Source organism: Aquabacterium sp. A7-Y (assembly GCF_026153205.1).
Taxonomy (GTDB): domain Bacteria; phylum Pseudomonadota; class Gammaproteobacteria; order Burkholderiales; family Burkholderiaceae_C; genus Caldimonas.
The window spans coordinates 116,408-133,403 of record NZ_JAPFBW010000016.1; the positions used below are offsets into that span (position 1 = coordinate 116,408).

Annotated in this window: 13 protein-coding genes; 2 read left to right on the forward strand and 11 right to left on the reverse strand. The window is 66.7% G+C overall.

What is annotated here, in order from left to right; all coding sequences use genetic code 11:
- Nucleotides 1-27 precede the first annotated feature (27 nt).
- Nucleotides 28-1,482 (forward strand): diaminobutyrate--2-oxoglutarate transaminase, encoded by a 1,455-nt coding sequence (locus tag OOT46_RS16125; protein WP_265404641.1) that lies wholly within the window; start codon nucleotides 28-30, stop codon nucleotides 1,480-1,482.
- A 220-nt stretch (nucleotides 1,483-1,702) separates the two neighbouring features.
- On the opposite strand, the gene OOT46_RS16130 is transcribed toward OOT46_RS16125, so the two are convergent.
- From OOT46_RS16130 to cyoA, 7 genes are read right to left on the reverse strand one after another with little or no spacing between them, the layout of a single operon-like run.
- Nucleotides 1,703-2,239: a response regulator transcription factor gene (locus OOT46_RS16130; RefSeq protein ID WP_265404642.1), complete on the reverse strand. Its 537-nt coding sequence runs from the start codon at nucleotides 2,237-2,239 to the stop codon at nucleotides 1,703-1,705.
- Between the two features lie 21 nt (nucleotides 2,240-2,260).
- Complete coding sequence (locus tag OOT46_RS16135) at nucleotides 2,261-3,634, reverse strand: ATP-binding protein (protein ID WP_416136206.1); 1,374 nt, start codon at nucleotides 3,632-3,634, stop codon at nucleotides 2,261-2,263.
- Nucleotides 3,597-4,400, reverse strand: a complete 804-nt coding sequence (locus OOT46_RS16140; protein ID WP_265404643.1) for an SURF1 family protein — start codon at nucleotides 4,398-4,400, stop codon at nucleotides 3,597-3,599. Before OOT46_RS16140 ends, OOT46_RS16135 begins: the two co-directional genes overlap by 38 nt.
- A 2-nt stretch (nucleotides 4,401-4,402) precedes the next feature.
- Entirely contained in the window at nucleotides 4,403-4,792 is a 390-nt protein-coding gene (gene cyoD / locus OOT46_RS16145; protein ID WP_265404644.1) for a cytochrome o ubiquinol oxidase subunit IV, read from the reverse strand.
- Nucleotides 4,789-5,415, reverse strand: coding sequence for a cytochrome o ubiquinol oxidase subunit III (gene cyoC / locus OOT46_RS16150; protein WP_265404645.1), 627 nt, complete (start codon nucleotides 5,413-5,415; stop codon nucleotides 4,789-4,791). The genes cyoD and cyoC overlap by 4 nt, the downstream gene beginning before the upstream one ends.
- Before the next feature lie 18 nt (nucleotides 5,416-5,433).
- A complete protein-coding gene (gene cyoB / locus OOT46_RS16155; protein WP_265404646.1) occupies nucleotides 5,434-7,437 on the reverse strand; it encodes a cytochrome o ubiquinol oxidase subunit I in 2,004 nt (667 codons plus the stop codon).
- Between the two features lie 27 nt (nucleotides 7,438-7,464).
- Complete coding sequence (gene cyoA / locus OOT46_RS16160; protein ID WP_416136207.1) at nucleotides 7,465-8,433, reverse strand: ubiquinol oxidase subunit II; 969 nt, start codon at nucleotides 8,431-8,433, stop codon at nucleotides 7,465-7,467.
- A gap of 204 nt (nucleotides 8,434-8,637) precedes the next feature.
- On the opposite strand from cyoA, the gene OOT46_RS16165 reads away from it, so the two are divergent.
- A complete protein-coding gene (locus tag OOT46_RS16165) occupies nucleotides 8,638-9,987 on the forward strand; it encodes an MFS transporter (RefSeq protein WP_416136202.1) in 1,350 nt (449 codons plus the stop codon).
- On the opposite strand, the gene OOT46_RS16170 is transcribed toward OOT46_RS16165, so the two are convergent.
- The 4 genes from OOT46_RS16170 to OOT46_RS16185 all read right to left on the reverse strand — a co-directional run bounded on the left by OOT46_RS16170 (nucleotide 9,912) and on the right by OOT46_RS16185 (nucleotide 16,769).
- On the reverse strand, nucleotides 9,912-12,590 hold the full coding sequence (locus OOT46_RS16170) for a PEP-CTERM sorting domain-containing protein (RefSeq protein ID WP_265404648.1): 2,679 nt from the start codon (nucleotides 12,588-12,590) through the stop codon (nucleotides 9,912-9,914). The genes OOT46_RS16165 and OOT46_RS16170 overlap by 76 nt on opposite strands.
- Before the next feature lie 214 nt (nucleotides 12,591-12,804).
- Nucleotides 12,805-14,523 carry a DUF4157 domain-containing protein gene (locus OOT46_RS16175; protein WP_265404649.1) on the reverse strand — a complete coding sequence of 573 codons (1,719 nt, stop codon included), beginning with the start codon at nucleotides 14,521-14,523 and terminating at the stop codon, nucleotides 12,805-12,807.
- Nucleotides 14,524-14,660: 137 nt separating this feature from the next.
- Nucleotides 14,661-15,530 carry a response regulator gene (locus tag OOT46_RS16180; RefSeq protein WP_265404650.1) on the reverse strand — a complete coding sequence of 290 codons (870 nt, stop codon included), beginning with the start codon at nucleotides 15,528-15,530 and terminating at the stop codon, nucleotides 14,661-14,663.
- Between the two features lie 42 nt (nucleotides 15,531-15,572).
- On the reverse strand, nucleotides 15,573-16,769 hold the full coding sequence (locus OOT46_RS16185) for an MFS transporter (RefSeq protein ID WP_265404651.1): 1,197 nt from the start codon (nucleotides 16,767-16,769) through the stop codon (nucleotides 15,573-15,575).
- Nucleotides 16,770-16,996: the final 227 nt, after the last annotated feature.

Here is a 16,996-nt window from a genome sequence, read left to right on the forward strand (position 1 = left end):
CGATCTATTCAAGGGATGCGACGTACCATGGATAACGTATTGACCGGAACCGACCGACCGCGTGCAGCAAGTGCCCCGCCCCTGACGCTCGAGGCCTTTTGCGAGCAACGCTCGTTCGAGCTGAGGCGCAACCCCTATCTGGAGCGCCAGGAGGCACGCGAGTCGAACGCGCGCTCCTACCCGAGGCGGATCCCGCTTGCACTGCAGCAAGGCCAGGGCATCTATCTGCGAGACACCCAAGGGCACATCTTCATCGACTGCCTCGCCGGCGCAGGCACCCTCGCACTCGGCCATAACCACCCCGCCACCATCACCGCCATGCGCCGCGTGCTGGATGCCGGCCTGCCGCTGCACACGCTGGACCTCACGACACCGGTGAAAGACGCCTTCGTCGAAGCCTTGTTCGACTGTTTGCCGGAACCCTTGGCGCAGCGAGGGAAGATCCAGTTCTGCGGGCCGACCGGTGCCGATGCCATCGAAGCCGCGCTCAAGCTGGTCAAGACAGCGACCGGCCGCAGGACGGTGTTCGCGTTCTCCGGCGCCTATCACGGCATGACCCAGGGAGCCCTCGGCCTGACCGGCAACCTGGCTCCCAAGCTGCCGCTTGGCTCATCGATGGGCGATGTCCACTTCCTGCCCTATCCCTACGACTATCGCTGCCCCTTTGGCCTGGGCGGCGAGGCGGGCGTCGACGCGGGACTGCACTACATCGAGCACCTGCTCGACGATCCCGAGTCCGGCGTGCTGCCGCCCGCAGCGGTGGTGGTGGAAGCGGTTCAGGGCGAAGGGGGCGTGATCCCCGCCCCGGCTCGCTGGCTGCGGGGGCTGCGGGACATCACGCGGCAGCGCGGCATCGCCCTCGTGGTCGACGAAGTGCAGACAGGACTGGGCCGCACCGGACGCATGTTCGCGTGCGAGCACGCCGGCATCACGCCCGACGTGCTGGTGCTGTCCAAGGCCATCGGCGGCGGCTTGCCTTTGTCGGTGCTGGTCTACGATGCCGCTCTCGATCGCTGGGCGCCAGGCGCCCACGCCGGCACCTTCCGGGGCAACCAGCTCGCGATGGCGGCGGGCATCGCCACCTTGCAGACGCTGCGGCACGAGCAGTTGACGGCGCACGCGGCGGCCATGGGAGAACGCTTGACCGGGCACCTTCTGCAACTGCAACGCGAGCACCGGTGCATCGGCGAGGTGCGCGGCCGCGGGCTGATGCTGGGCATGGAGCTCGTCGACCCCGACGCCCCGCCCGGGCGTGGACGTCCTCCTCAGGACGGGGTCATGGCGCGCTTGCTGCAGCAGCACTGCCTGCGGCAGGGCGTGATACTCGAACTGGGAGGTCGGCATTCGGCCGTCGTGCGTCTGCTGCCACCGCTCATCATCTCAGCGGAGGAGGTCGACGTGGTCGCCGAGCGCATCGCGCGGGCCTTGCAGGGGGCATGGGCCGAGCGGGCAGCCACGCGGCCGGCGCGGGCGACCGCCTGACCCTGTTTCGGCAGGCTAGAGAAGTCGCTTCCCGGCGCGAGGGTCATCGCCAGCATCCTCCGCCTGATCCCAGGCGCGACAGAAATCAGCCCTGGGAGACCCGCCGGCAACTGGCCTTGGAACACGCGAAAGGCCTTGGTCGGAATGCCGCAGAAAAGGCCGTCTGTGCTTCACCATGCTGGCTGAATCGGGTGCGCCAGCGGGAGACGTCGGGACGGCACTACTTGATGCGCTGCTTTTCCAGCTTGCGCGCCAGGGTGCGACGGTGCATGCCCAGGCGTCGCGCGGTCTCGGAGATGTTGAAGCCGGTGGCGGCCAGGGTCTCGTGGATGCGCTCCCACTCCAAGGTCTTGATGGAGGTGGTGCGCTCGGTCAGCTCGACCTCGGTGTCGCCGTGGGCCCGCGCGAAGGCGGCCTCGATGTCATCGGTGTTGGCCGGCTTCGCCAGATAGTGGCGGGCGCCCAGCTTGATCGCCTCGACCGCGGTCGCGATGCTGGCATAGCCCGTCAGCACCACGATGAGCATCTCCGGGTGGTGTGCATGCAGGATCTGCACGCAGGTCAGACCCGAAGCGCCACTGGCCAGCTTGAGGTCGACCACGGCGTAACCGGGCCGATGCTCGTTCAGCAGCGCCTTGACGTCGTCGACGCTCGCCGCCCGCAGCACCTGATAGCCTCGGCGCTCGAACGAGCGGGTCAAGGTCCGCGCAAAGGCATCGTCGTCCTCGACGATCAGCAACTGGCGTTCAGCGTCCATCGCGCGTCCTTTCTGTCACCTTCACCCGGCCCTCGCGGGCACGTCGGACGCTTCCTGCGGCGACTCCAGCGCAGCCAAGGGCAGCGTGATGACCACCTCGGCGCCGCCCTCGGGGCGGTTGTGCGCGGCAATACGGCCGCCCAGGGTGCGGGCGACGTTGACCGACAGGAACAAGCCCAATCCGCCGCCCGGCTTGCCCTTGCTGGATTGGTAGGGCTTGCCGAAGCGCGCCAGCATCGCGGGGTCGAAACCCGGGCCCTGGTCCTGCACCCGCAGGATCAGCGTGTCGTCCTCGCAGGCCACGCGCAAGGTCAGCGGAGCCTGCGGCGCGGCTTCCACGGCGTTGTCCAGCACATTGCCGATCATCTGCTTGAGGGCCGAGTCCGAGATGATGGGCAGATCGGGCACACCCTCACGTTCGTAGTGGAACTCCTGCACCGGACGTGTGCTGCGCCACTGCGCCACCAGCTCGTCGAGGAAGTCATGCAGCATGGTTTCGACCGGCGCCTCGCCGCGCGCTTCGCCGGCCGACTGCAGGATGCCGCTGACGATGGACTTGCAGCGCTGCAGTTGGCTCTGCATCTCCTCGATCTCCTCGCGCAGCTCCGGTTCGGCCGCGAAGGGCGCCATGCGCGACCAATCGCCCAGGATCACCGACAGCGTCGCCAGCGGCGTGCCCAGCTCGTGGGCGGCGCCCGATGCCAGCAAACCCATGCGCACGATGTGCTCCTCCTCGGCAGCGCGTTGCCGCAGGTCCGCCAGGCGGGCATCACGCTGTCGCAGATTGCGGCCGATACGGCCGATGAAGATGACCAGCAGCGTGGCGTTCAGGATGAAACAGACCAGCAGCCCGCCGACATAGTGGGTCGAGAGCGTCGGGCTGGGCAGGTCGGGCAGGGACAGCGGCCGGTGCCACTGCGTCAGGACGACAAAACACAGGCTGGTCAGCCCGACCATCGCCCAGATATAACGCGGCCGCAGCAGCACCGAGCCGACCGCCACCTGGAGCAGGTAGAGGTAGACGAAGGGATTGGTGACCCCGCCCGCATAAAAGAGCTGGCCGCTGAGCACGCCGACGTCGACCAGCAAGGCCGCGAACAGCTCGCCGTCGCTGACACTCGATCGAAGCCGGGTGCGCAGCCAGCTGAGCACATTGAACAGCACCAGCGCGGCAAGCAGCGTCAGCATCTCGACCAGCGGCAGGCGGATGCCCAGCCCGAACTGCACGCCCAGGATAGTGGCGAGCTGACCCGCCACCGCCACCCAGCGGAGCTGGATCAGCTGCAGCAGGTTCTTGCGGCCGGCCAGGCGCTCGGGCGCCTGGCCGACTTCATTCAACGGCGGCGCTTCGGACGCTTCAAACTCGGCGGTGGACACGGGTGGGGTCTCCAGCATTCCGGCGCAGACGGTGCTCATCGAGCACGAGATAGCCGACCGCGCCAGCCACCATGGCTGCCAGCGCGAACCAGGTGAGGGCGTACACCAGGTGATTGTTGCTGAAGTGCAGGACCGTCAGGCCGGGGCGCGGCCAGGCGGTGGACAGGCCGGTGCCGTCGGCCGCCGCGTCGACGAAATAAGGGGCCACGGGGCCGGGCCGCTGCGAGCCGCCGATGCCCCGCGCCGTCGCGATGGCCGCCACATCACGTGAATACCACCGTCCGGCGCTCACGTCGTTGCGCCGCAGCAAACCGCCTTCGGGCTCACTGAAACGCAGCAGGCCGGCGACCTCCTGCACGCCTGCGGCCTCTTGCCCGGCTCGGCTGGCCGGCTCACGCTGCTGCGGCGGCACGAAGCCGCGGTTGACCAGCACCCAGAAGCCCTCGTCGACGTACAGCGGCGTCAGCACCCAATAGCCGCTGCCGAGGACGGTGCTGGCCTGTACCAGCGTTTCGAGTTCGTGCGCGAAGCGGCCCCGAAGCCGCACCCGGCGGTACTCGTCGGCAGCCTTGCCGAGGCGCGCCCAGTCCGCAGGCGCGGGAGCGGCCGTGGGGGCGGCGCGCAAGCGCTGTTCGACGCGCTCGATCAGGTCCTGCTTCCAGGCCAGGCGCTGCAGCTGCCACACGCCCAGCCCGACCAGGCCGGCGAACGCGAGGGCGCCGACCAGCAGCAGCGCCACCCAGGCGCCCCGCCGGCGCGGGCTGCGGAGGTCGGTGTCGGCCACGGTCAGGGCATGGTGCGCATGTCGTGCACGGGCATCATGTTGGTGTTGAGGTGGTACATCACCCAGATGGAGCCGGCCAGCATGATCAGCACCAGCGCGGCGGTGAAGATCAGCGCCAGCAGCGACCAGCCTCCTTCGACCTTGGCGTTCATGTGCAGGAAGTAGACCATGTGGACCACGATCTGCACCGCGGCGAAGCCGACGATCACCAGCGCGGTCGCGCTCGACGAGGGCAGCACCTTGCCCATCACCAGCCAGAACGGGATCGCGGTCAGCAGCACCGAGAGCAGGAAGCCCGTCACATAGCCCTTCACGGTGGCGTGGTAGCCGCCGTCGTCGTGAGAGTCGTGGCCGTGCCCGTGATCGTCCTCATGCAGTTGCGGCGCGCTCATGGCAGCACTCCCATCAGGTAGACAAAGGTGAAGACGCCGATCCAGATCACGTCCAGGAAGTGCCAGAACATCGACAGACAGATCAGGCGGCGCTTGTTCTCGGGGATCAGGCCCAGCTTGCGCACCTGCAGCATCAGCGTGACCAGCCAGATGATGCCGAAGGTCACGTGCAGGCCGTGGGTGCCCACGAGCGTGAAGAAGGCCGAGAGGAAGGCGCTGCGCTGCGGGCCGGCACCTTCATGGATCAGGTGCGCGAACTCGTAGAGCTCCAGCCCGAGAAAGCCCAGGCCCAGCACGCCGGTGACGGCCAGCCACGTCATCACGCCTTGACGACGTCCGTGCTGCATCGCGATCATCGCCATGCCATAGGTGATGGACGAGAACAGCAGCAGGGCGGTGTTGGCTGCGACCAGCGGCAGATTGAACAGGTCGGCGCCGGACGGGCCCGCCGCATAGCTGCGCCCCAGCACCGCATAGACCGCGAACAGCACCGCGAAGATCAGGCAGTCGCTCATCAGGTAGAGCCAGAAGCCCAGGAGCGTGCCCTGCTGCGGGTGGTGGTCGCCGTTGTCGTAGAAGCGCGGCAAGCGTTCGACCGCGTTGAGAGTTTGAGGACTGAGCATGGTGGTGCCTCGCTTGCGTCAGGCCAGGGCCGCGAGGGCCGCGGTGCGGGCGTTTTCGGTCTGCGCCACGTCCGCCGCAGGGATGTGATAGTCGCGCTTGTAGTTGAAGGTGTGCACGATGGTCGCGATCAGCGTCGCGGCAAAGGTCAGCCCGGCCACCAGCCACATGTGCCAGATCAGCGCAAAGCCGCAAGCCGTGGCCAGCGCGGCGATCACGACGCCGGCAGCGGTGTTCTTGGGCATGTGGATGGGCTTGAAGCCGTCGACGGGGCGTTCGTGACCACGCGCCTTCATGTCGTACCAGGCGTCGTTGTCATGCACGATGGGCGTGAAGGCGAAGTTGTAGTCGGGCGGCGGCGATGCGGTGGACCATTCCAGCGTGCGGCCGTCCCAGGGGTCGCCGGTGTGGTCGCGCAGCTGTTCACGACGACGGTAGCTCACCACCAGTTGCACGATAAAGGCGCCGATGCCCAAGGCGATCAGCCCGGCGCCCAACGCGGCGATCTGGAACCAGATCTGCAGCGAGGGATCGTCGAAATGGCTCATGCGACGCGTGACGCCCATCAGGCCCAGCACATACAGCGGCATGAAAGCGAGATAGAAGCCGACCAGCCAGAACCAGAACGAGCACTTGCCCCAGAACGGGTCGAGCTTGTAGCCGAAGGCCTTCGGGTACCAGTAGGTGATGCCGGCGAACAGCCCGAACAGCACGCCGCCGATGATGACGTTGTGGAAATGCGCGATCAGGAACAGGCTGTTGTGCAGCACGAAGTCGGCCGGCGGCACCGCCAGCAGCACGCCCGTCATGCCGCCGATCACGAAGGTCACCATGAAGCCCACGGTCCACAGCATCGGCACCTCGAAGCGGATGCGGCCGCGGTACATCGTGAACAGCCAGTTGAAGATCTTCGCCCCGGTCGGGATCGAGATGATCATCGTCGTGATGCCGAAAAACGAGTTCACGCTGGCGCCCGAGCCCATCGTGAAGAAGTGGTGCAGCCACACGAGGTAGGACAGGATGGTGATCACCACCGTCGCATAGACCATCGAGGCGTAGCCGAACAGCTTCTTGCGGCTGAAGGTGGACACCACCTCGGAGAAGATGCCGAACACCGGCAGCACCAGGATATAGACCTCGGGGTGGCCCCAGATCCAGATCAGGTTCACGTACATCATGGCGTTGCCGCCAAGATCGTTGGTGAAGAAATTGGTGCCCGCGTAGCGGTCCAGCGACAGCAGCGCCAGCACCGCGGTCAGCACCGGGAAGGCGGCGACGATCAGGACATTGGTGCACAGCGAGGTCCAGGTGAACACCGGCATCTTCATCATCGTCATGCCCGGCGCCCGCATCTTGATGATGGTGGCGATCAGGTTGATGCCCGACAAGGAGGTGCCCACCCCTGCGATCTGCAGTGACCACAGGTAGTAGTCCACCCCCACCCCGGGGCTCTGCAGGATGCCCGACAGCGGCGGATAGGCGAGCCAGCCGGTGCGCGCGAACTCACCGACGAACAGCGACATCATCACCAGCACGGCGCCGCCGGCGGTCATCCAGAAACTGAAGTTGTTCAGGAACGGGAAAGCCACGTCGCGCGCGCCGATCTGCAGCGGCACGATGTAGTTCATGAAGCCGGTGACCAGCGGCATCGCCACGAAAAAGATCATGATCACGCCGTGGGCCGTGAAGATCTGGTCGTAGTGGTGCGGCGGCAGGAAGCCGGTGGCGTCGCCGAAGGCGATGGCCTGCTGGGCGCGCATCATGATGGCGTCGGCAAAACCGCGCAGCAGCATGATCAGTCCCAGCACCATGTACATGATGCCGATCTTCTTGTGGTCGATGCTGGTGATCCAGTCGCGCCACAAGGTGCCCCACAGGCGGAAATAGGTCAGCGCGCCCAGCAAGGCGGCACCGCCCAGCGCGACGGCCGCGAAGGTCGCCAGCAGGATGGGTTCGTGGAGGGGTATCGCCTCCCAACCGAGGCGGCCGAAGAGAGGATGGTCGGGTTCGAGGTGGTCGAGCATCTTGGGTCTCGATATGGGGCGAGGGCTTCAGGGTTGCGTGCTGTCGGTGCCGGCTGCGGCCAGGCCGCGCGGGTTGTCGGGCGTGCAGAGCGCGGTCACGTAGCTGCGCTGGGACTGGCGCCAGGCCTTGCGCCCCACCCCGTCGATGCTGCCCTTGCCCAGGCCGCCGGCGGCGTCGATCGCCATCATCTGGCTCATGCACATCTTGCTGCCGTCCACGCAGCGATTGACGATGGCGTCCCACAGGCCGCGGTCGACGCTGGCATAACGCCGCACCGGCTCACGCTCGCTGGGTTGCTCCAGCTTCAGGTAGTTGGCCCGGCCCAGGGCCTCGCCCTGCGCCTTGTTCCCGGCCACCCAACGCTCGAAGTCGGCATGGGATAGCCCATGGAACTTGAAGCGCATGTGAGAGAAACCGTCGCCGCTGTAGTTCGCGGAGAAGCCGTCGTAGACGCCCGCCTTGTTGATCACGGCATGCAGCTTGGTTTCCATGCCCGGCATGGCGTACACCTGCCCGGCCAAGGCGGGGACGTAGAAGGAGTTCATCACGGTGGACGCGGTGATCCTGAAGCGGATCGGCCGGTCCACCGGCGCCGCCAGCTCGTTGACGGTCGCAATGCCCTGCTCCGGATAAAGGAACAGCCATTTCCAGTCGAGTGCCACCACCTGGACTTCCAGGGGCTGCACCCCGGCCGGGATCGGACGCTGCGCGTCCAGCCGCTCCAGCGGGCGATAAGGATCGAGCTTGTGGGTGCTGATCCAGGTCAGCGCGCCGAGCGCGATGATGATCAGCAGCGGCGCGCCCCAGATCACCAGCTCGAGCCGGGTGGAATGGTCCCAGTCGGGGGTGTAGGCGGCCTCGGTGTTGGACTGGCGGTAGCGCCACGCGAAAAACAGCGTCAACGCGATCACCGGCACGATGATCAGCAGCATCAGCAGCGTCGAGGTGACGATGAGCTGTGCCTGCTGCGCGGCAATGTCGCCCGAGGGCTTCATCACCACGGTGTCGCAGCCGGCGAGGAGCAGGATCAAGCCCGGCAGGCCGAGGCGAACGGCGGTTCTGAGGTGCGAGGGTGAAGATGACATTCTGGTGCCCTGCGCGCGGGAAAACGATAGTTGCGCGTCGAGCGGGAATGTATCTTGATTGATGGAAATCAACGATTGGACATTTTGTCCCAGCCCAACCCGTTGCAAACCGCCATGTCGAGCCCAGGAACCCACCCCCTCCCCCCCCCTGCCCCGTCCCTGCAGCCGCCGCACCGCGGCCACGCCCCCGCGTCCCAGGACGCCGCCAGCGTCGCCCCGGGCGACATCGCGGTCGGGGTCGTGATCGGTCGAGCGTCGGAATATTTCGACTTTTTCGTCTACGGCATCGCCTCGGTGCTGGTATTTCCGGCTGTATTTTTTCCATTCGTCGACCGGCTGGAAGGCACGCTCTACGCCTTCGTGCTGTTCGCCTTTGCCTTTGTCGTGCGGCCGCTGGGCACGCTGGCCGGCATGCAGATCCAGCGCCGTTTCGGGCGCAGTGCCAAGCTGACCATCGCGCTCTTCCTGCTGGGCAGCTCGACCGCCGGCATGGCCTTGCTGCCGGGCTACCAGAGTCTGGGGTTCACCGCCATCGGGCTGCTGGCCCTGTGCCGCATCGGGCAAGGGCTGGCGCTGGGCGGCTCCTGGGACGGCCTGCCGTCGCTGCTGGCCCTGAACGCCCCGGAAAACCGCCGCGGCTGGTACGCAATGCTGGGGCAACTGGGCGCGCCGCTGGGCTTTCTGGTCGCCTGCGCGCTGTTCGCCTACCTCTGGGGCAACCTCTCGAGCGCCGATTTTCTGGGGTGGGGCTGGCGCTACCCGTTTTTTGCCGCATTCGCCATCAATGTGGTCGCGCTGTTCGCACGGCTGCGACTGGTGGTGACCCACGAGTACGAGCGCGAGCTCGAAGCGCACGAACTGGAGCCCTGCAATGTGCGCGAGCTGTTCCGCATGCAGGGCCACAACGTGTTCATCGGCGCGTTCGCCGCGCTGGCGAGCTATGCCCTATTTCATATCGTCACGGTGTTTCCGCTGTCCTGGATCCAGTTGTACTCGGACCAGGTGATCGGGGAATTCCTCGCCGTGCAGGTCGTCGGCGCCTTGCTGGCCGCGGCCGCGATGCCGATCTCCGGTGTGGTGGCCGACCGCATTGGCCGCCGCCGGACGCTGGGTGCGCTGGCTCTGCTGATCGGCGCGTTCAGCCTGTTCGCGCCGCTGTTGCTGGATGGCGGTCGGCTGGGACAGGACGCGTTCATCCTGGTGGGCTTCACACTGCTCGGGCTGTCCTACGGTCAGGCCGCCGGCACGGTGACGGCCAACTTCCAGCCGCGGTTCCGCTACACCGGCGCCGCCTTGACCGCCGACCTGGCCTGGCTGATCGGCGCGGCCTTCGCGCCCTTGGTCGCGCTCGGCTTGTCGGCCCGCTTTGGCCTGATCTCGGTGAGCTTCTACCTGCTCTCGGGGGCCGCCTGCACCTTGCTGGCGCTGCGCGCGAACCGCGCCTTGTCGTCGGTGCGGGACTGAGCTTTGGCCTCACGGCCGGGCAACCAGCATCGCCGCCTGGAGGTTCTCCACGACAGCAGCGCGAGGCCGGCCAGCAGCAGGCCATACGTCTCGGGCTCGGGCACCGGTGCGGCGGTCAGGGCCAAGGCCGCCGGCGACGCCCCGGTCAAATTGCCGGCCAGGCGCGTGACGACCAAGTCCACCCGGTCGGCACCGTACACCGCGCTCACGCGGTACAGGGTGGGGTCGAGGTTGCTCAGGACCGAGAAGCTGCCCTGCAGCCCGCCGCTGGCCGTCAGCACGTGGTAGACCCCCTCGGCGATTGCGTTGTCGCCGAACTCGGCGTACAGCGTGCCGCCCAGAAAGGCCCGGCCGGTGAGCGACACCTTGTCGTAACGGCTGCTGCTGGCGATGTCGACATCGAAGCGGCTGTCCGTCAGGCGCAGCGCGCTGCCGCTCAGCTGGGCTGATCCGATGCCACCGTTCGTGCCAGCGCCCCACAGGCCGCCGGCCAACTCGATGCTGTCGGCGTCCAGCAGGCCGGAGATCCAGCTCGCGCTGCGCGAGCCGCTCTGACGGTAGACCCCGTCCACGTCGAGCACGCTGCCGGCGCCCACTTCCAGCCGGCCCTGGTTCTCGAGTCCGGCGGTGGTGCTGAGCTTGGCACCGTCCAGCAGGAGCAGCGCACCGTCGTTGCGCGTCAGCCCCGACAAGGCGTCACGGTCGGTGCCGCCGTGGCGATTCAGCAGGCGGGCATTGGCGCCCCGCAGCTCGACATGGGCGGAGTTGCGGGCCATGCCGGCCGCACTGCCCAGATCGATCGCGATGACATTGCCGTTGGCGAGGTAGCGACCGCCGGTGAGGCGCCGGTCGGCGGCCGACCACTGCGAGAGCGGTCCCTGTACGTCGATGCGGCCGCCGCGGGCTTCGAGGAGACCGCGGTTGTCCAGCCCGCCGGAGAAGATCAGCCGGCCCGCAGCTTCGGTCCGCACCGTGCCGGCATTGCTGAACACGCCGGTGATTTCGGTCGCGGCAGGGCCTGTCTTCAGATAGGAGCCGCCGTTGTCGAAGCGCGCCACCCCGAGTTGCACGGGCCGGTCGTCGCCGATGCCGGTCGGCAGCCCCGTCGCGGTCTGGTCCTGGAAGTGGCGGCCGGCGCTGACCGAGATGCGGCCGCTGCCGACCATGTCGGTCTCGCCGCTCCAGGTGGTGTTGCCGCCGAGCGCCAGCCAGCCGTCGATAACCTTGCGGTAGTCCGGCCAGGTGCCCGTTTCGTCGCCGGTGAAGGACTGCGGCCCGCCGTAGAGCGTGGCCGTGCCCGCCACATGGATGCGGCCGGGCACATGCAGGTCCGCCACGCCCCAGTCGAGCTCCTTCACATTGACGTCAGGCGCGCTCACCGAGCCCCAGATCGGCGGCCCCCAGGGGGACTCGACCACGCCGCCGGCGCGCAGGCGTCCCACGTTCAGCGCGGTGCTGAAACTCAGCGTGGCGGCATGGTCGGTCGCCACGCTGCCGCTCCCGCTCAGGGCCGCCGTGCCGGTGAAGCGGGTCACGCCGCCGTCGAACAGCACGCTGCCGTCGTTGCGGAGGCGGCCGGCGGTGAAGACGATGGGCATGGAGCGCTGGTCGGAGTCATCGTTCGCAAATACCAGAGAACCGGAGGATCCCACCGCCCACTCGCCGGTGCTGCTCATGCCGGACCAGAGGACGGAAAAGCGCGCCTGGCCGTCGACCCTGACCGTGCCGCTCTGCTCGATGGGCGGGTAGCGGAACACCGACACCGACAGCGAGGCGCCGCGGCCGACCTGGAGGGTGCCGGCGTTGCGCCAGTCGCCCGAAGGCGCACCCTCCATCGCCAGGCTGCCTTGCTGCACCAGGAAGCGGCCGGTGTTGTTGAAGGACGCGCCGCCATAGGGCATCGAGAAAGTCGTTCTTCCCTGCCCGCTCTTCACGTACACCCCGGCGTTGCTGAACTGGCCGAGGTGCAGGTCGTGGTCGCCGCTGTGCGCCCGGTCCTCGAAGCGGGCGGCGGGGCCCAGCCGCAAGGCACCGTCGAGCGCCACGCTGGACGCCCCATCGAGCCAGCGCGTGCGCCCCTGCAGCTCCAGCGAAGTGCGGTAGCCCATGTACTTGCTGCCGCCGTTGCCGAAGGTGGCGGTGCCGGTGACGACGACGCGCGACTGGGGATCGCTGAACGGATCCGACGAGAACTCGCCGGCCTGCCAGTGGAAGTCGCTCACGGTCAGGGTGCCCGGCGTGTGCATCTTCCCGCCCGTCATCGTCAGCACACCGATGCTGGACGGACCGCCGTTGAGCCGCAGCTCGCCGCCGCTCACCCGGAGCTGTCCGGTGCCCTGCAAGCTGCTGACATCGAAGACGCCGCTGCGCAAGGTGGTGTCGTAGGCCCCAAGCAGCAGTCGGGCATCGTTCCCGCTGGGCAGGCCAGGCGTCCAGTTGGCAGCCAGGTCCCAGAACGAGGCGCTATTGCCGGCACCGCCCGTCCAGGTAAAGTCCGCGGCTTGCGCGCTCGCGAACCCCAAGGCGGCCGCACAGGCCACGGCCATACGGTGCGGGCGGGTGCGACCAGAAAACGGCCGCGGGCGGCGAGTCGATGAGTGCATGACGGGCTCCTTGAGCGCCTTGAGGCAGCGCGACTCGGCACGTGCGCGGCTCAGGGCCGCGGGTCGCGACGACCCTGCAAGCGCATGTGAACAAACTCAAGGAATTCTGCGCGGGCCCGGACGGCCGGCCCCTCCCCGAAGTGAAGGGCCGGGCAGGCGCGCGGCGTGCTCACGCACAGGGCGCGTGACGACAGCACGAGCTGCGGGAGCGATCTTAGAGCCGTGCCCTGAGCGAACCGGCGTTGGGCGGAATGTCGCTCGGGTAGGTAAAGGGCATGAAGGGCACGCCCCAATTCGCAGCCATGTCCATCACCTCATGGAAGCGGTGCACCCAGGTCGATGAGGTCGGGTAGCACTGATTCCAGAAGGCGAAGATGGCCCAGGCCAGGGCCTCATATTCCTGTCGTGTGGCACCGGCCCATTCGGCCATGCGCATCAGGCGCCCGGTGGTGAAGGAGGGGCCGGCCCAGATCGGCACACCTTGCACCCGCGCTGCCATCACATAACCGCTGTTCTCCTTCAGGGTGTAGCGGTCGGGCTCGTTGGCTTCGGGCTTGTAGCGGAAATCGGCCGTGCCCTGGATGATGCGTCGGCTGTACTCGGGCTTGCCCAACTCGTTGATGCGGAAATAGGTGCCCATGCTTTTCTCGGGAGGCACTTCCACCGCCGACTTGTGGTTCTTCTTGAGGAATTCGGTCACATCGTGCAGGGTGACGATGCGGTCTTCGAAGTAATACGCATCTGGCTGCTTCAACACCCGTGCGATGTTGGCGCCGCTCTTTTTGTAGAGCGGCTGGTAGGGCAGCTTGAGGTCCGCCTTTTCATCGAGCAGCGGCGCCAGCATCCTGGGGGCTGAGGGCCCGGAGACTTTCATGCGCACCTTGTCGAGGAGTGCCGCCAGGTGGGTTGCGATGTAGCGTGATTGCACGGTGGCTCGCGCCAATCGGGTTTCGCTTCCATCCAGGGCTTCACGCGCCAGAAACTCGCCCATCACGGCGCGCGCCATGTTGGTGTAATCGCCGAACTCGAGAATGTGGCGCTGCTGCCCCATCTCTTTGCGGATTCGCCAGGCCTTCGGATCATCGCCACCCTGGGCGCTGATCCACTCCTTGAGAATCGGAACGATGTCGCGTTTGACATGCACGAAGAAGGTATGGAATGCGCCCGAGACGTTGTCGCGGATCTCGCGATAGGCCTCTTCGGCATCACGGAACTCGCGCACCCGGCCGTCGGCTCCACGAAACTTCAGCGTCGCCTGCAAGGCGTGCCACTGGTAGCCGCCATGGTCGGTGATCGGCTGCGGCCGCGCCTCCACGGCAAGGCCTTCTCCTGCGGCCAGCGCGCCCATCTGATCGGCCTCGGCCTCCAGCCGGGGATCGAGCAGGAACTGCACGTGGGTTCCCGCTGGGCCGCGCGGCACCCGGCCTTGCTGCTGCTGGCGCACATGGGCCAGCTCATGTGCAATCACGCGCACCCCGGCCGAAGAATCCGGGTTGAACACGCCCGGAGCAAAGTAGATGTCGCTGCCGTGATTGAAGGCGGGAACACCCAGTGCTGCGGCCTGCGGACCGATATGCACCCGCACGGCCTCGAAACTCACGCCAAACAGCCGCTCCATGGGCCGGCGCAAGCGGTCCGGCAGCGGAAAGCCGCGGTCGGCGGCACCGAACGACAAATCGGGCAAGACTGGCATGAAAAAGCTCCGACGGTGGCTCAAGACGTTCCTCGTTGGCTGATGGCTCGCATTGCGGAGCCCGGCCTCGCTCTGCGGCCTGGCCGTCATTCTGCTTGCCTCGAGAGGTGACAGCATCCCGGGTTTGGGGGTGAAGGTGTCACAGGACACATCGCGCCTTTCCGCATGGCAGCGACCTGAGGATCGGGCCCACCGAGCACGACGGATGTTTCGTCCTGACGCCCAGGCGCTCCGGCCCATTCCCGAGGCTCAGTCTGTGCTACTGAACGGGAACGTCGCCGCTCGCGCGCAAACCGGATGCAGCACGCCAGGCGAAGGGTGTGCAGTGCTGCGACTGAATCCTTACGGCGAGTGGCAGTGCGCCAGCTCCGCGCCGGCTATTTGACCCGCATCGCTTCCTCAAGATCTTCCAATCCGATCGGCTTGACGAAGTGCGCGTCAAAACCCGATTGTTCGGCCTTCTCTCGTGTTTCGGTCATCGGAACGCCGGTGACGGCAACGAGGATCAGGCGCTCCCCGGCTAGGTATCGCAGGGACCGCGCTGCTTCATAGCCGTTCATCACCGGCATGTTGATGTCCAGGATCACGATGTCCGGCCCAAATTCTTCAGCCACTTCGACCGCTTGTTGCCCGTTGTAGGCAGCGCGGGTCTCGTGGCCGCAGACCTCTAGGATGACAGCGAGCGAATCTGCTGCATCACGGTTGTCATCGACGACAAGAACTCGTTTTGGCATGGTCACAAGGCCCCGGAAAAACCATTCAACTCGGCAAACCACGTGCCTCTGAGCACCCACGCCCCGCATCCGAGGGGGCAGGCCCAGGGTGTTCGGGACAGCGTCGCTCTCTAGACAAGCTGCGATCGCCTCGTGTTTGCACGAGCTTTCGAGATGGATCGGTTGTCCGATACGCCACAAAACGCCACGCGCATCGAGCAGCGCAAAGTCCCGCATACCCCAGGCGCAATCTTCCGGAGGATCCACGGGGATGCCGAAACTGGACGCAACTGAAGCGACATGCTGCCACCAGGCGTCGACGTCCTTGACAAGGAGATGCATCTTGAAGTTCTGCGTGCACGCCTCGACATGGCAGTTCTGCAACAGGAACGCTGACGGACCCTGCTTGAAGCAGGCCAGATCGGGCGTGGCCCAGACCAGGCTGAACCCAAGTGAGGAATAGAAGCGCTTCGACCGCTCAAAGTCGCGCGCGGGAACAAACGCCTTCGCTTCCATGCAAACAAGCGTGCTCATCGATGCAGTGACTCGGGATGCACGATGAAAAAGGTCCTTTCGCTAGCTCTCCGCCGGAACGCGAAGTCGGTACACCGCCGGCGTCAGCATCAAGGCGGCGAGCACCAGCGGCCCCAACAAGACCAGATTCAGTTGCTGCCAGCCGAGCGCATGCAAGAGCACCCCACTGGAGAGCGAGGCGAGGGCCGAGACGCCGTTCACGACTAGCTCGTTGCAGGCCTGAACCTTGGCCTTCTCCTCCGGCCGATGGGCCTGCCCCAACAAGGCGGTGCCACCAAGAAAGGCAAAGTTCCAGCCCATCCCCAGCAGAACCAGGGCCGAGCCGAACTGCCACAGAGCCTGGCCCGAGACGGCGATCGCAATGTGCAAGCTCAACAACACGACACCGGCCAAGGCCACCCTCTCTGCGTGGAAACGTTGAATCAAGCGGCCGGTGAAAAACGACGGGATGAACATGCCGAGCACATGCCACTGGATCACCGAGCGAGCATCGGCCGGTCCCAAGCCACAATTCACCATTGCCAGCGGTGTCGCCGTCATCGCCAGGGTCATGACGGCATAGGCGCTCGCTGCGGTCACCACGGCTTTCCCGGCCCCGCCCGAACGCAGGATCTCCCCGAGCGGTCGTCCTTGCCGCGCCCCCGAGGCGACCGCTGCCGGCTTGGGCAGCCGTACCTGGCTCACGGTCAGTGCATAGACGATGGACAGCGCCCCCATCACGAGGTAGGCCCCCATGAAGTCCACCGGCCCCAGGTTCCGTGAGGCATGCGCCAGCGCAGGTCCGGTGAATGCGGCGACCACCCCCCCGCCGATCACCCACGACATGGCCCGCTCCCGGCGCTCCTCGGTGGTGGCTTCCATCGCCGCGAAGCGGTGATAGCTGCCAAAGCCCTGGAACCCACCCAGCAGCAGGTGCCCCAGACAAAACACCCAATAGTTCTGCCATGCCGCACCCAGCGCCGACACCACACCACCGCTCGCGCACAGGCCCGCGCCCAGCAAGAATGCGAAGCGCCGCCCGTGTCGCGCCATCAACAGCGACGCGAACCAGGACACCAGGAACGGTCCGACCACCAGGGCGGCGATCGGCAGCGTGGCGAGCGAAACGTCCGGCGCCAGCACCTGCCCGGCCAGACCACTGAGCGCCACGCACCCGACGACGACCGTCAGCAGCAGGGCCTGCGCGAGCGCCAGCAAGGCGACGTTGCGGCGAGGGTGAGCTTCAACAATGGCATTCATGGCGTGGACGTGGGTCGCGCGGGTGGCGCGAACAACTTGCTTCTGTACATCACAGGTCCGGACGGAAGCTGGCGATTGTCGGCCCAGCGCGGTGAAGGCGGGGCAGAACAGCTGGACCGGGCGCCGGTCCTGGCCGCATGACGCACTTTACCTTGGGTCCTGGCGTGCTGAGTTGTCAGGCCGTTGATGAATCCTCCGTGACATCTCTTCAACGAACTTCCAACTCA